Annotated in this window: 14 protein-coding genes; 8 read left to right on the top strand and 6 right to left on the bottom strand. The window is 44.7% G+C overall.

Features of this window, described 5'->3' with window-relative positions:
- Window positions 1–83: 83 nt before the first annotated feature.
- The 3 genes from slmA to coaBC form a co-directional block, all read right to left on the bottom strand.
- On the bottom strand, window positions 84–677 hold the full coding sequence (gene slmA, locus L2729_RS17410) for a nucleoid occlusion factor SlmA (protein ID WP_248989404.1): 594 nt from the start codon (window positions 675–677) through the stop codon (window positions 84–86).
- A gap of 99 nt (window positions 678–776) precedes the next feature.
- A complete protein-coding gene (gene dut, locus L2729_RS17415; RefSeq protein ID WP_248989405.1) occupies window positions 777–1,235 on the bottom strand; it encodes a dUTP diphosphatase in 459 nt (152 codons plus the stop codon).
- Window positions 1,236–2,429, bottom strand: coding sequence for a bifunctional phosphopantothenoylcysteine decarboxylase/phosphopantothenate--cysteine ligase CoaBC (gene coaBC / locus L2729_RS17420; protein WP_248989406.1), 1,194 nt, complete (start codon window positions 2,427–2,429; stop codon window positions 1,236–1,238).
- 150 nt (window positions 2,430–2,579) lie between these two features.
- Here coaBC and radC point away from each other — a divergent pair, with 150 nt between their 5' ends.
- The 5 genes from radC (at window position 2,580) to L2729_RS17445 (ending at window position 6,015) form a co-directional block, all read left to right on the top strand.
- Window positions 2,580–3,257 carry a RadC family protein gene (radC, locus tag L2729_RS17425; RefSeq protein WP_248989407.1) on the top strand — a complete coding sequence of 226 codons (678 nt, stop codon included), beginning with the start codon at window positions 2,580–2,582 and terminating at the stop codon, window positions 3,255–3,257.
- Window positions 3,258–3,385: 128 nt separating this feature from the next.
- Window positions 3,386–3,622, top strand: a complete 237-nt coding sequence (gene rpmB, locus L2729_RS17430; RefSeq protein ID WP_248989408.1) for a 50S ribosomal protein L28 — start codon at window positions 3,386–3,388, stop codon at window positions 3,620–3,622.
- 6 nt (window positions 3,623–3,628) lie between these two features.
- On the top strand, window positions 3,629–3,802 hold the full coding sequence (gene rpmG / locus L2729_RS17435) for a 50S ribosomal protein L33 (RefSeq protein WP_101089358.1): 174 nt from the start codon (window positions 3,629–3,631) through the stop codon (window positions 3,800–3,802).
- Window positions 3,803–4,098: 296 nt separating this feature from the next.
- Entirely contained in the window at window positions 4,099–5,418 is a 1,320-nt protein-coding gene (argA, locus tag L2729_RS17440; protein WP_248989409.1) for an amino-acid N-acetyltransferase, read from the top strand.
- 78 nt (window positions 5,419–5,496) lie between these two features.
- Window positions 5,497–6,015, top strand: coding sequence for a PH domain-containing protein (locus L2729_RS17445; protein WP_248989410.1), 519 nt, complete (start codon window positions 5,497–5,499; stop codon window positions 6,013–6,015).
- Window positions 6,016–6,077: 62 nt separating this feature from the next.
- On the opposite strand, the gene rarD is transcribed toward L2729_RS17445, so the two are convergent.
- A complete protein-coding gene (gene rarD / locus L2729_RS17450) occupies window positions 6,078–6,965 on the bottom strand; it encodes an EamA family transporter RarD (protein ID WP_248989411.1) in 888 nt (295 codons plus the stop codon).
- 262 nt (window positions 6,966–7,227) lie between these two features.
- Window positions 7,228–7,692 carry a thioesterase family protein gene (locus tag L2729_RS17455; RefSeq protein ID WP_248989412.1) on the bottom strand — a complete coding sequence of 155 codons (465 nt, stop codon included), beginning with the start codon at window positions 7,690–7,692 and terminating at the stop codon, window positions 7,228–7,230.
- A 173-nt stretch (window positions 7,693–7,865) separates the two neighbouring features.
- Between L2729_RS17455 and recQ the strand changes: the two genes are divergently transcribed.
- A complete protein-coding gene (recQ, locus tag L2729_RS17460; RefSeq protein ID WP_248989413.1) occupies window positions 7,866–9,689 on the top strand; it encodes a DNA helicase RecQ in 1,824 nt (607 codons plus the stop codon).
- An 11-nt stretch (window positions 9,690–9,700) separates the two neighbouring features.
- Here the strand turns inward: recQ and L2729_RS17465 are convergent, their stop codons facing one another.
- Window positions 9,701–11,449, bottom strand: coding sequence for a histidine kinase (locus L2729_RS17465; RefSeq protein ID WP_248989414.1), 1,749 nt, complete (start codon window positions 11,447–11,449; stop codon window positions 9,701–9,703).
- A gap of 517 nt (window positions 11,450–11,966) precedes the next feature.
- On the opposite strand from L2729_RS17465, the gene leuA reads away from it, so the two are divergent.
- Window positions 11,967–13,538, top strand: coding sequence for a 2-isopropylmalate synthase (gene leuA / locus L2729_RS17470; protein WP_248989415.1), 1,572 nt, complete (start codon window positions 11,967–11,969; stop codon window positions 13,536–13,538).
- Between the two features lie 64 nt (window positions 13,539–13,602).
- The gene (leuB, locus tag L2729_RS17475; RefSeq protein WP_248989416.1) at window positions 13,603–14,697 is read left to right on the top strand and encodes a 3-isopropylmalate dehydrogenase; all 1,095 of its coding nucleotides are present in this window, start codon (window positions 13,603–13,605) and stop codon (window positions 14,695–14,697) included.
- Window positions 14,698–14,699 lie beyond the last annotated feature (2 nt).

Below are 14,699 nucleotides of genomic sequence, written 5' to 3' on the forward strand. Positions count from 1 at the left end.
GTAGGGGAAAAGTAATAAATTTTCAATGGGAAAGTTAACTAATAAGTAAGTGGCGGAGGGCCCGCCACTTAGCGCATTAATGGCTAGCTCTGCAGCAGTTGTTGCTGAACAAATGCCCATTGTTCATTAAAGTGCTTGGTAGGCTTTATTTTAAACTCACTACGGACAAACTGGGCAATTCTGCCCTCGGCAATCGCAAGCAGTAAGTTAGCCAGAACAGCTTCGTCGATACTAAAGCCTTGGCCTTCGCGTAAGCTTTTCTCGCGTAGGATTTGCTTAAGATGAGTTTCAATTTTAGAAAACAGTTGGCCAATTCGACTGCGTAAACGCTCGTGTTCACCGAGTAAGGCGTCACCGTTTAATACCCTCGAAATGCCGGGATTACGCTCGGCGAAAACCAGCAGCAGTTGCAATAACTGTTGGCAGCGTTTCATTGTGTCTTTTTCTTCATCCATGATGAGATTGATACGAGAAAGCAGTGACTCCTCGATAAACTCAATTAGGCCTTCAAACATGCGTGCTTTGCTCGGAAAGTGACGGTAGAGGGCTGCCTCTGATACGCCAACTTCAGCTGCTAATTTTGCAGTGGTTATACGTTGTCCTGGATTTGTTTCTAGCATTGTCGCCAAACATTGAAGAATATGTTCACGGCGGTTTATTTTTGGGCTTGCAGCCATTTATTAGTCCTTCACTCGAATACTACTGAGCGAGATAGCAAGGAAACGTAGCTCCGTGCTATCTACAAAATGTGGTGATGCGTTTAACGCGGTAATTTATTATTTTGTACCTGAATGACCAAAACCGCCTGCACCGCGGTCTGAGCCATCAAATTCATCCACAAGCTTAAATTCGGCTTGTACGACGGGAACAAAGACTAACTGCGCAAGACGGTCACCAATCTCGATGGTGAATGGTTCACTGCCCCGATTCCAGCAAGAAACCATTAAGGGTCCTTGGTAATCAGAGTCGATTAACCCCACTAAGTTACCGAGCACGATGCCGTGCTTATGGCCTAGGCCTGAACGAGGTAATATGATGGCGGCCAAACTTGGATCTGCCACATGCACTGCAATACCGGTTGGGATTAGCACAGTTTCACCCGGTTGTATGGTGAGCTGAGTGTCAGTGATAGCGCGTAAATCCATTCCAGCACTACCTGGCGTCGCATAAGCTGGCAGTGGGAACTGGGTGCCAATACGAGAGTCTAGAATCTTTAATTCAATCGGTGTTTTCATTTAATTTTTTACTTTTTCTGCGATTAGAGTGAGTAATTGCTTGGCTAAAGTTTGTTTGTCGACAGCGGGAAAGTGTGTCGCACCATCGTGCCAAAACACGCTGAGCGCATTATTGTCGCTATTAAAACCAATGTTACTGTTAGACACATCATTGGCGGCGATCATATCGAGTTTCTTACGCACCAGTTTACCTTTGGCGTATTGCTCGACATCATTTGTTTCTGCTGCAAAACCAACCGTAAACGGACGTTTAGCATGGCTGGCAACGGTGGCTAAGATATCAGGATTTCGAACGAGCGCAAGCTGCATCTGCTCCGCAGATTTTTTTATTTTACTCTCTGCAATATCCGCGATTCGATAATCAGCCACCGCCGCACAACCGATAAAAATTTGGTGGTTTTTTACTTCTGGGATCACGGCATCAAGCATCTCTTGTGCTGACCCAACATCAATACGGGTCACATTCGCTGGAGTGGCTAAGTTTACAGGTCCTGCAACGAGTGTGACTGTTGCACCCATCTCAGCAGCCGCGCTAGCAAGTGCAAAGCCCATTTTTCCTGAACTGTGATTCGAGATATACCTTACGGGATCTATGGCTTCACGGGTGGGTCCTGCCGTGAGCAATAAAGACACGCCATCTAACAATTTTGGCCCCAATAGCTGCTCGGCTCGCTCTGCAATCGCCACCGGTTCTAACATTCTGCCAGGGCCCACTTCGCCACAGGCTTGTGAGCCAGAATCTGGGCCCCATATGGTAAAGCCGCGTTGTGCTACGGTTTTTAAATTGGCTTGCGTCGCTGCATTGCGGTACATCTGCTGATTCATCGCAGGGCAAAGCACTATAGGAGCTTCTGTTGCTAAGCATGTGGTGGTGATGAGTTCATCGGCCATGCCGATACTCATGCGCGCAATTAAGTTTGCCGTGGCGGGGGCAATAATGACTAAGTCAGCCCAGCGGGCTAATTCTATATGGCCCATGGAGGCTTCTGCAGTGGGGTCGAGCAGGTCGGTGGCAACTGGATAGCCAGATAAAGCTTGGAGGGTGAGTGGTGTGATAAATTGCTGCGCACTTTGGCTCATGACGACTCTAACGTCAGCGCCACGGTCTTTTAGTTTGCGAACTAAATCAGCAGATTTATAGGCAGCAATGCCACCTCCAATACCTAAAAGGACTTTCTTATTTTTCAAACCCATACGTACTCTTTCCATTATCATTTTGACGGATTTTAATGCTATCCGTGCAGCCGATGTGCGGCCTAAGATATCACAATCCTAATCCAGTTGATGAACAAGTTGGTAAATTCTCGACCATACTCAATATTAAATAATAACAAGGAGGTTATTGTGGGAATTAAAGACTGGCCACAAGGCGAAGGGCCAAGAGAAAAGCTACTGCTTAATGGTGCACAGCAACTATCGGATGCGGAGTTACTTGCAGTATTGCTCAGGGTTGGCCTTAAGGGCTTAAGTGCCGTTGAATTAGCTCGTATGATGATTACCGAGTTTGGCGGGCTTAGAAGCTTGCTGACAGCGTCTCAAGCAGAAGTATGCCGTATAGATGGAATTGGTCCGGTTAAGTATGCTCAATTGCAGGCTGCTGTTGAGATCGGTACGCGAATTTCGAAAGAAAATCTAAAAAGAGGTAAAATTTTATCGGATCCTGATTTAACTCGAGACTATTTAATGAGACAATTAGGGGATCGTGCCTACGAAGTGTTTGCTGTTTTACTATTAGATAGCCAACATCGGGTGATTCAATTCGTTGAATTATTCAGGGGCACAATAAATTCTGCGTCAGTTTATCCACGAGATGTGGTGAGCTTGGTGCTTGAGAAAAAAGCTGCGGCTGTGATCGTGTGTCACAATCATCCCTCTGGAGTTGCAGAGCCAAGTACAGCCGACAGACGAATTACTGAGCGATTGAAACAAGCCCTACAAACTATCGATGTTTCCCTGTTAGACCATATGGTTGTAGGCGATCGAGAGATAGTTTCTTTCGCTGAACGAGGGTGGATAGATTAATCTAACCCTTGATCTTTTATTTTAGATCCTGTATAAAATGCGCCCTCTGTTGTGTGCCTCAGGCGACGGCCGTGTTCGAGGTACATTAATGCTCGAGCGTTATATATATTGTTTTGGAGAAGTTTGACATGTCAAGAATATGCCAAGTAACTGGCAAGAAACCAATGGTTGGTAACAACCGTTCGCACGCAAAGAATTCTACGCGTCGTCGTTTTTTACCTAACCTACAGAATCACAGATTCTGGTTAGAAACTGAAAAACGTTTCGTGAAGTTACGTATCTCTACTAAGGGTATGCGTATCGTTGATAAGAAAGGTATCGAAGTAGTTGTTGCTGAACTTCGTGCCCGTGGCGAGAAGGTATAATAAACCATGGCTAAATCTAAAGGTAATCGTGAGAAGATCAAGCTAGTATCTAGCGCTAAAACTGGTCACTTCTACACGACTGAAAAGAACAAGCGTAACATGCCTGAAAAAATGGAAATCAAGAAATTTGATCCAGTTATTCGTCAGCATGTTATCTACAAAGAAGCTAAAATGAAGTAGTAACTTACTTTTAGCATCTTAAAAAGCCTCTATTTTTAGAGGCTTTTTTTTGTCTTAAAATCCGCACCTATTATCGGTAATACCCTCCGCCGCGACAACGACTGATTATTCACTTCTGCCATCATTAGCATAATAGGGTCCAACCATTTAAATTCACATGCTTAATAATGTTGTTTTTATATCTAAAAGTGAAAATAAATGCTGTTTAAATGAATTAAAATGCAATATCATCATTGGTGTTTATCAATGATGCAGATTGTTGCGACTGTCTATTTAGACTATAAGGTGGATTTAGCGTGCGTACTACAGAACTTGTCGATGGTTTTCGTCACTCAGCTTCCTATGTCAATGCGCATAGAGGTAAAACATTTGTCGTTATGCTTGGTGGCGAAGCGCTTGCGCAGCCGCAGTTCAAAGCCATTATTAACGATATCGCCCTACTGCATAGTTTAGGGATCAAGATTGTGCTGGTTCACGGTGCTCGGCCACAAATCGATGAAGCACTCGCTCAGCACAGCCTAACCCCCGAGTATTACAATGGTGTGAGGATCACTGAAGAAGATACATTTAAAGTGATCAAGCAAGTCGTTGGTGCATTGCAACTGGATATCACCGCTCGGCTGTCGATGAGTTTGAGCAATACTCCCATGCAGGGCGCTCAAATTAATGTGGTTAGTGGCAATTTTGTTATTGCGCAGCCATTAGGGGTTGAAGATGGTGTGGATTATAGCCTTAGCGGTAGGGTGAGGCGGATTGACACTCACGGACTCAAACGGCAGTTAGACAGTGGCTGCATCGTTTTATTAGGCCCTGTAGCAGCTTCAGTCACTGGAGAGAGCTTTAACTTAACGGCTGAAGAGGTTGCGACGCAAATTGCGGTTAAGTTGAAGGCTGACAAGATGATTGGCTTTAGCGCGCATAAAGGGATTATGGATGAGCATGGAGACGTCCTTGCTGAATTGATGCCGACCGATGCCCAAAGCATACTCAATAATTTGCCAGCACAAGCGCCACTCTGTCTAGGGACCAACGCTTTTTTACAAGCCAGTATTGATGCATGCCGTAATGGCGTGAGTCGTTGTCATTTTGTCAGTTATTTAGATGATGGTGCGCTGCTACAAGAACTGTTCTCTCGGGACGGTATCGGAACGCAAATTGTGACTGAAAGTGCAGAGCGCTTGCGCCGTGCTTCTATCAGAGATATCGGCGGCATTTTAGATCTTATCCGGCCGCTGGAGGAAAAAGGGATCTTAGTGCGTCGTTCGCGTGAACAGCTTGAAGTTGAGATAGAGCAGTTTATGCTGATTGAGCGCGATAGTTTAGTGATCGGTTGTGCTGCCTTCTACCCTTTTGAAGAGGACAACGCGGGGGAGTTCGCCTGTTTAGTCGTGCATCCAGAATACCGAGATGCTGATCGTGGCAGTTTGTTGCTGCAAAATATTATTAGCCAAGCAAGGGTAAGGGGCTACTCACGGCTGTTTGCGTTAACTACGCGCAGTATTCATTGGTTTTTAGAGCATGGTTTTACGATTGTTGAAGTCGATGAGCTACCAGGGAAAAAGAAGCAGCTGTATAACTATCAACGTAAATCTAAGATCCTAGCATTAGATTTATAAGTGTTTTGCGCCAAGTTAATCTTGACCTAGTATGTCTTGTGGCCAAGGATAGAGCGACTGTATTGATGGGAACGTACTATGACTCAGAGCTTTGATCTTGCGCCACTCAGTTCGACAGGTAACTGGAGCTTTATTGCCTTACTGGTCGGCTTTATTGGATTGGGCATTTACATCTACTACAAGGCACTGCCGCAAACCAGCAAGGTGGTAATAGCAGCGGTACTGCTACCTATGGTCGGTGCGTTTAGTTGGATGCTGTATAGCGTTAATGATGCCAAGCTCATTTTGACGACAGATTCTGTAACGGTTGATGTGCCTTTTTATGGTTTTACCCTACCGATTGAAGATGTTAATAAGCTAGAGATCCGTAAGTTAGCTTGGCAACAAGGAGCTGATCTTAGTTTAAAACCGGATCTTCGCGTTAACGGTGTGGGCATGCCAGGCTTTCAGCTTGGATGGTTTAGATTGTCAGATCAGCAAAAGGCATTTGTGGCGATAACTGAGACCGACGCCGTGGTGGTGATCCCCACGTTAAGAGGCTACTCAATACTACTGAGCATAGCGCAGCCTGATGCGCTGTTAAGTGCTATCAAATAAGTCTAAAGACCTATTACGTAAAAAGCGAACCTTAAGGGTTCGCTTTTTAGTATTTGTAAGGCCTACTTTTTCTGTTTTCGCTTATAGAACATATCGACAGTAAACAGGGCTAGCGCTGCCCAAATAAAGGCGAAGGTAATGCCTTTTTCTATATCAAAGGGCTCGTTAAACAAGTTTACTGCAAGAATAAACATGATGCTGGGTCCGATGTACTGAAAAAATCCGAGCATGGTGAATGGGATCCGCACAGCCGCCGCCGAAAAACACAATAGTGGCACCGTCGTCACTACACCGGCTGCGAGCAATAATAGATTGAGATGCATGTCATTGTTCAACAGATGCGTCATTGAATCGCCCATATTGCTTAATAGATAAATCAGCGCAATTGGCATCAAAATCGCGGTCTCAACCAGTAAGCCCGTTTTTGCATCAACATTGGCTTTCTTACGCAGTAATCCATAACAAGCAAAAGAGCCTGCTAAGGCAAGCGATACGAGTGGAATAGAGCCAAACGAGATTAGCTGTACCGACACACCAATGGCGGCTAAAGAAACCGCAGCCCACTGCAGTTTGCGCAAGCGCTCACCGAGAAACAGCATGGCTAAAAGTACATTAACCAGAGGGTTAATAAAGTAACCTAAACTGGCATCGAGCATATGGTCGTTATTCACCGCCCAAATAAACAGCAGCCAGTTAGCGGCGATTAATAACGAGGTGATACACAGAACGGCTAATTGTTTGGGCTTTTTTAATAGTTGTCTGACACGACTAAAGCCGCCAAAAAAGCTCATTAATAACGCTACAAAAACAAATGACCAAAGTACGCGGTGCAACAATATCTCAGTTGCAGACACATCAGTTAGCAATTTGAAGTACAGCGGAGCGAAGCCCCACAGGGTGTAGGCGCAAATGGCAAATGTGATGCCTTTACGGTGTTCAATATCTTGCATTAGAATGTGCTAAAAAGAGGGAGTAGGGCGCAATTGTAATCTCGTAGTGGTGCAGACTCAAGTTTGCCTGAGTGTTTATCTACCACTGCCGTGTTAGAAGATAGTGACAGTGAGGAAATAAATGCCGCCACATGAGCCCGGAGTCAGACATATAAGCATTTTTTATAAAATGGCTATCGTGAGCTTAGGTATTGAGTCGGTCATTTTTGTTAGCGTAAAGCGATGAGTGCGGTTTCACTATCGCTTATTATGCGTTCGTCGATTAGCCAACCATATAAGTGCCTGTGCCAAAGGCAATATGGTCGCCTTTTTCATTATGCAGTTCCATTCTGGAAACTGACACTCGATTGCCTGCGCGAATGACGGTACCAGTCCCGGTAAAAATCTCGCCACGTCCAGGACGTAAATAATCAATTCTAAGATCGATGGTGCTTAAGGTTTGAATACGTTTCTCTAACTCTTGAATACTCCAGTCATCACGGCTGGCGACTAGGCCAGAAAAAGCCGTCAATCCGCCAACAACATCAAGTACGGTTGCCGTAACGCCACCGTGCAATATTTTTTGATGGATATTACCAATCAATTCAGGCTTCATTTCGACGACAACTTCAACGCCTTCCACATCATAACGTTTGATATCCATGCCGAGTAAGTTGTGAAACGGCACATGTTGGTCAAACACCTCAGCGACCCTGCGTAATGTTTCTTGTTGAATAATATTACTCATTTTGCTCCCTGCTTGTTTCTTTTAGGATCAACCGCTTAGTGTTAGAGCATTTAATCTATCGCTAATTGAGCCTGTGTTGCAAGTTTAAATTTCAATCGATAAACCGTTTGGGGAGAGACAACGGCAGTTCGCTCCATTAGAATGGTCGGCCTTATATTTAACACAGGTTCACTATGGATAAGGTGGCAATCGAACAACCGGTCGATCAGTTATCAGCAAGCCTTCAGTCTGTCTTTGGATATCGCACGTTTAGAGACGGTCAGCGTGAGGTCATTGAACAGATCTGCGCTGGACAAGACTGCTTAGTGATCATGCCGACTGGCGGTGGTAAAAGCCTGTGTTATCAGCTGCCCGCATTGCAACTTTCAGGTTTAACGATAGTGGTGTCACCACTGATATCGTTAATGAAGGATCAAGTCGACAGCCTGACTCAGACTGGCGTGGCCGCAGCTTATCTTAACTCGTCTCAACCTAGGGAAGAGAGCCTAAAGATTTTGCAGCAGATGCGTTATGGCGAACTAAAATTACTTTACGTTTCACCAGAGCGGTTACTGCAAGCAAGCTTTATTGACCGACTCCATGAGCTAAATATTTCTTTATTCGCCATTGACGAAGCGCATTGTATTTCGCAATGGGGCCATGATTTTAGACCTGAATATGCAGCGCTTGGCCGATTACGACAGCAGTTTCCTCAGGTGCCTATCATGGCATTAACCGCCACGGCAGATAATGCCACACGGGTGGACATCTGTGAGCGATTGACGATAAAGCCATTCTCGTTACTGACGAGCTTCGATAGACCTAATATTCGCTATACCGTCGCTGAAAAGCTCAATGCGGCTAATCAGTTGCGGCAGTTTATTGATGCGCAAAATGGTAACAGTGGCATCGTTTATTGTAGCAGTCGTCGCAGAGTGGACGAAGTTGCTGAACGTTTGCGCCTACAGGGGCATCAGGCCGAAGCGTATCATGCTGGTCGCACTCAAGAAGAGCGAGCCAATGTGCAAGATCGCTTTCTAAAAGATCAACTGGATATTGTCGTGGCAACCGTGGCCTTCGGCATGGGGATCAACAAGTCCAACGTGCGTTACGTGGTGCACTACGATATTCCTAAAAGCGTTGAAGCTTACTACCAAGAAACGGGCCGAGCAGGTCGAGACGGTCTCGACTCTGAAGCGCTGATGCTATTTGACCCTGCCGACATCGGTAGAGTTAGGCATCTTATTGATCAATCGGAACCGGGGCCGCAGCAACAGGTAGAGTTTCATAAGCTCAACACGATGGCTGCCTTCGCTGAGGCGCAGACATGTCGTCGCCAAGTCTTGCTGCACTATTTTGATGAAAGCGCGTTAGAGCCCTGCGGTAACTGTGATATTTGTTTGGACCCACCGAAAAAATACAATGGCATTCAAGATGCCCAAAAAGTGCTGTCGTGCATTTATCGACTCGGGCAACGTTTTGGTGTTAACCACCTGATTGAAGTGTTGAGAGGTTCTAAAGCGGCCACTGTGATGGAGCGGGGGCACAACAAACTTTCGACCTGGGGAATAGGTAAAGAGAAAAGCCATGAACATTGGTTAAGTGTGATTCGCCAGCTTATCCATCTAGGGCTTGCTAACCAAGATATCACTCGTGGCTCTTCCGTTACCCTTAACCCTTCAGCACGAACGGTATTAAAAGGCGAAGTTGAGTTATTACTGGCAGAGCCAAGAATCGTCATTCAAACCACTAAGCGCCGTGGCCATAATCCTAAAGCGCCAATCAATTATGATCGTAAACTCTTTGCCAGACTTAAGTTATTGAGACGCACCATGGCCGAGGAGCTAGATGTACCGCCATATTTGGTGTTTAACGATGCCACTTTAGCTGAAATGGCCTCTATTTTACCCACCAGTCCCGCTGAGTTACTGGCGGTTAATGGTGTTGGTGAGCGAAAATTAGAACGTTTTGGTGGTGAGTTTTTGGATGAGATCGAAAACTACTTAGCCGAAGGATAATGAGCTTGGTTTTAGCTCGTTTTTAGTTTTCTTAGTTGGTTAATATTGGCTCGCTTTATCATTGAATGCAGATCATCAAACTGTTGCATAGATGCTAGGCCAATATTGACTTTGCTCTCTTCTTGCCACACTGAAATAGTACTCGAGAGCTGCTTGATCACATTCATCGCACCTTGCTCTGACGTATGTGGCAGCACGATAATGATCTGCTGATCAGATTGCTGTAATAACACATCTTGTTCCCGCAACTTTGTTTGTAGTTGCTCTATAACAATCGGCACATCAGCAGCAATAATATGCTTGGGATTAAAGACTAATAAGGACAAAGGGTAGCCAGCCTGTTTATTGATATTGAGCAGTGCTTCAAGAGACTGCTTCTTATCCATCTTGGTGTCAAGATTGACTATGAGGTGTTCAGTTTGTTTTTGTTGCGGTAGTTTTCTTTGGTACCAAGTGATAAATATAACCAAACTGACAATCACTAACGCGATGGGGAAGAAAGAACTGAACATTATCCCATTGGATGTCGTTGCCGTGATAAGGGAGTGTGTTGGCGGGGTGATCTGCTCTTTGCGGCTTAAATCTGCCTTTAGCTGAGATAACCAAATATGCTTAATCGATAGCGTTTCATTTTCGAGAGCGTCTAATTGTTTAAGCTGATATTGATACGCGAGTGAGAACTTTCCCTGCTCTGCAAAGTAAGTCGCCAAAGTGGCATAGCAATTTTTTAAATCTGAGTAACGAGCATTGTCCTTCGCCAATGATATTGCTTGCTCCATTAGCGTCAAACCTGCAGCTTCATTATGCCGCTTTAGTTTAACTTGCGCATTTAGCCATAAAACGCTAATAGTGTTAATGACATCAGCTTCCTTACGAAATGTACTTAAACTGAGGTTTAATAGTTGTTCTGCGCTGCTGTATTTCCCGCTGTCAAAATCAATAAGTGCAATTGTTTTGTAAGCAATCGCAAGCTCCAATGGTGTACCTAACTCGGCGAGTTTGACTCTTGCTATCTGAGTATACTTATTACGTAGGTTTGGTTGCTGATTTTGCTGGGCAAACCTTGCCATATCAAGCGCAATAAAAAGTAACACTTTTCCTTGTGTTGTCTCTTCATTCAAGGCTTTTTTTAGATTTTTCTCTGCCTCTTTTTGTTCGCCTATCTCCGCCAACTGTTTGGCCATTGATGTGTACAGGTAGCCTTTAGGCGGCCAAGTCCATTTTTGTTTTTGTTGAGTCATGTCTGGATAGATATCGAGGGCTAATCGTAGATCTTCAATGGCCGCGCTGTTGTGATTAACATTGGCATTAAGCAGGCTTCTTAGCCAGAGACCACTGATCAAAGCTTGGGGCTGTTTTAGCTGACGTGACAATGAAATTGAGGAGTATAACAGTGGCAATGCTTGTTGATAGTCACCGACGTTTGCATAAGCTTGCGCCATACAGTTTAAAAAGTAGGGCCGAGCTTGTTCAAGTCCTGACTGTTTTGCCCTAGCTTCGCTTAAACGTGCGAGATTGACAGCTGCCGCATTTTCGCCAAGTTGGATATAGGATTCACATTTAAGCGCACTTAAGCGCATTAATATAGAGTCTGATCTTACAACCCCCTCAAAGTGACCTTCAAGCGTATTAATCTCTGACAATGCTTGACTTGGATATTGAAATACAAGGGTATTTAATTGATCAAGTTGTTCTAACGTCCCCGCATAGACTGGCGAAATCCAGCATGCCAGACAAAGAACGATGATCCTAAAATCCATTTTTAGCTCCAGTGGTAACTCTTCAATCCGCTTTCCATTAGCAGAACGAAGCTATTATAACCATTTTATCTAAAAATATGCATAAAAAAGCTAAACAGTTGAGAATATTGCGACATCACTCTATTTTTAGTGCTGCTTAGCAATAATATCTCGCTCTAGCGTTTTTAATTAACTTTAATCGTTGCCATTGTCTTTTGCGTAAGCAATGTTCGGCTTGTTAAATGCTGAAGTTGAGCAATTTAGACTTGACACAGATGGCTGGTCGCGTTAAAAATTAACTCTGTCAGCAACTAATGCTGGAATATTTATTTAATAAAGATGAATAATCATTGATGAAACACACAAGCACACTATTCCGACTCCTCATTCTCATTCTCGCAGTCACTGCGCGGCGGATATAGTGCTACACGCTTGAGAAAGCCAGCATTTATAAACCCCGCGCACAATACGCGGGGTTTTTTGTATTTAAATTGCCTGAAAGCATAACTGAACGTTTGAAGTTCAATGGAGATAATAGATGTCTAACCGCGTGATTATATTTGACACGACACTACGTGATGGTGAGCAAGCATTAGCTGCTAGTTTAACGGTTAAAGAAAAGCTTCAAATTGCGTTGGCCTTGGAACGTCTTGGCGTTGATATCATGGAAGTTGGCTTTCCGGTGTCATCACCGGGTGATTTTAAGTCGGTGCAGACGATTGCTAAAACGGTAAAGAATAGCCGTGTTTGTGCACTATCAAGAGCATTAGAAAAAGATATCGATGCAGCCGCACAAGCATTATCGGTTGCTGATCAATTTCGTATCCATACCTTTATATCAACCTCAACCATTCACGTTGAAAGTAAGCTTAAGCGTTCTTTTGATCAAGTATTGGAAATGGCAGTGGCGGCAGTTAAGTACGCGCGCCGCTTTACCGATGATGTTGAATTCTCATGTGAAGATGCTGGTCGAACCCCGATTGATAACCTTTGTAGAATGGTTGAGGAGGCCATTAAGGCGGGTGCTCGCACCATAAACATTCCTGATACTGTCGGTTATACCGTACCGAGTGAATTCGGTGGCATTATTCAAACCTTGTTTAACAGAGTACCTAATATCGACCAAGCCGTTATCTCGGTGCATTGTCATGACGATCTTGGTTTGTCGGTGGCTAACTCTATTACGGCAGTGCAGCACGGTGCCCGCCAAATTGAGTGCACCGTCAACGGTATTGGTGAGCGTGCCGGTAACTGTTCGTTAGAAGAGATCGCGATGATTTTGTCGACTCGTAAAGGCACCTTGGGTCTAGAGACTGGTATTAATGCCAAAGAGATCCATCGTACTTCGAGTTTGGTGAGCCAGCTTTGTAATATGCCAGTGCAGGCAAACAAAGCTATTGTGGGCGCTAATGCCTTCACACACTCTTCCGGTATTCATCAAGATGGCATGTTAAAAGCGAAAAACACCTACGAGATTATGACGCCAGAAAGTATAGGGTTAAACCGTAGCAATCTGAACATGACGTCACGTTCAGGAAGACATGTTATTAAGCATCGTATGAGTGAACTCGGTTATAGCGAGCAAGATTACGATATGGACGTGTTGTATAACGATTTCCTCGTGTTAGCTGATAAAAAAGGCCAGGTATTTGATTACGATCTTGAAGCGCTCGCCTTTATGGAAGCGCAAGCGGAGGACGATGATCATTTTAAATTACAGCAATTAGTGGTCCATTCGGATTCTACCGAAGGGAGTGCGACGGCCACCGTTAAAATAGAAGTTAACAGCGAAGTGATTACTGAAGCGGCCATTGGTAATGGCCCCGTCGATGCAGCTTACAAAGCCGTTGCCCGTGCGAGTGGCTGCGAGATTGATATCACCAGCTATCAACTTGGCGCAAAAGGCGAAGGGCAAAATGCACTAGGCCAGGTCGATATCACTGCCAGTTATCGTAACCAAAACTTTCATGGTGTTGGACTCGCCACCGATGTCGTTGAGGCTTCTGTTAAAGCCTTAATTCACGTGATGAATCTAACTTGGCGAGCCGACAAAGTTGCCGATTGTAAACAAAAAATCAAACTGAATAAGCAAGAGCTAGGTTGTGTTTAGGTTTTAAGCACAGCAATAGTGTGATGCACCCTATAAAGAAAAAATTAAAGGAGTGAGTTGTCGTATGAGTTATCAAATAGCAGTGTTGGCTGGAGATGGTATTGGTCCTGAAGTCATGGCTGAAGCCCGTAAAGTGCTAACGGCAATAGAAGCACGCTTTGCGCTTTCTATTGAATATACGGATTACGATGTTGGTGGCGCCGCTATTGATAATCAAGGTTGTCCGCTACCTGATGCAACTCTAAAAGGCTGCGAAGCCGCTGACGCTATTCTTTTTGGTTCAGTAGGCGGTCCTAAGTGGGAACACTTAGCGCCAAATGATCAACCAGAGCGTGGAGCATTATTACCGCTGCGTGGCCACTTTGAACTGTTCTGTAATATGCGTCCGGCTAAATTACATGCTGGGCTTGAGCATATGTCACCGTTGCGCAGTGATATTTCATCGCGTGGATTCGATATACTTTGCGTGCGAGAACTCACCAGTGGTATCTATTTTGGTAAGCCTAAAGGCCGTCAGGGCGCAGGTGAAAACGAAGAAGCGTTTGATACCATGCGCTACAGCCGTAAAGAGATCACTCGCATCGCTAAAATTGCTTTTGAGACTGCTCAAGGTCGTCGCAAAAAAGTCACCTCAGTCGACAAAGCGAATGTATTAGCTTGTTCTGTGTTATGGCGTGAAGTGGTTGAAACAGTAGCGAAAGATTATCCAGATGTTGAGCTTGAACATATCTATATTGATAATGCGACCATGCAACTATTACGTCGTCCCAATGAGTTTGATGTGATGCTCTGCTCTAACTTATTTGGCGATATCATCTCTGACGAGATTGCCATGTTAACCGGCTCTATGGGCTTACTATCGTCTATCAGTATGAACAGTTCAGGTTTTGGCTTGTATGAGCCCGCTGGCGGCAGTGCGCCAGATATTGCTGGCCAAGGTATTGCCAATCCAGTGGCGCAGATTTTGTCTGCAGCTTTGTTATTGCGTCATAGCTTAAAGCAAGAAGCTGCCGCAACGGCGATAGAGTTAGCGGTAGGTAAAGCATTAGGTGACGGTTATTTAACCGGTGAGTTACTGCCAGCTGAGGAGCGTCACAATGCAAAATCAACCCGTGAAATGGGCGATTATATTGCTCAGCTTGTAAGAGAAGGTGTTTAACA

It is taken from the genome of Shewanella gelidimarina, assembly GCF_023283945.1.
Classification (GTDB): domain Bacteria; phylum Pseudomonadota; class Gammaproteobacteria; order Enterobacterales; family Shewanellaceae; genus Shewanella; species Shewanella gelidimarina.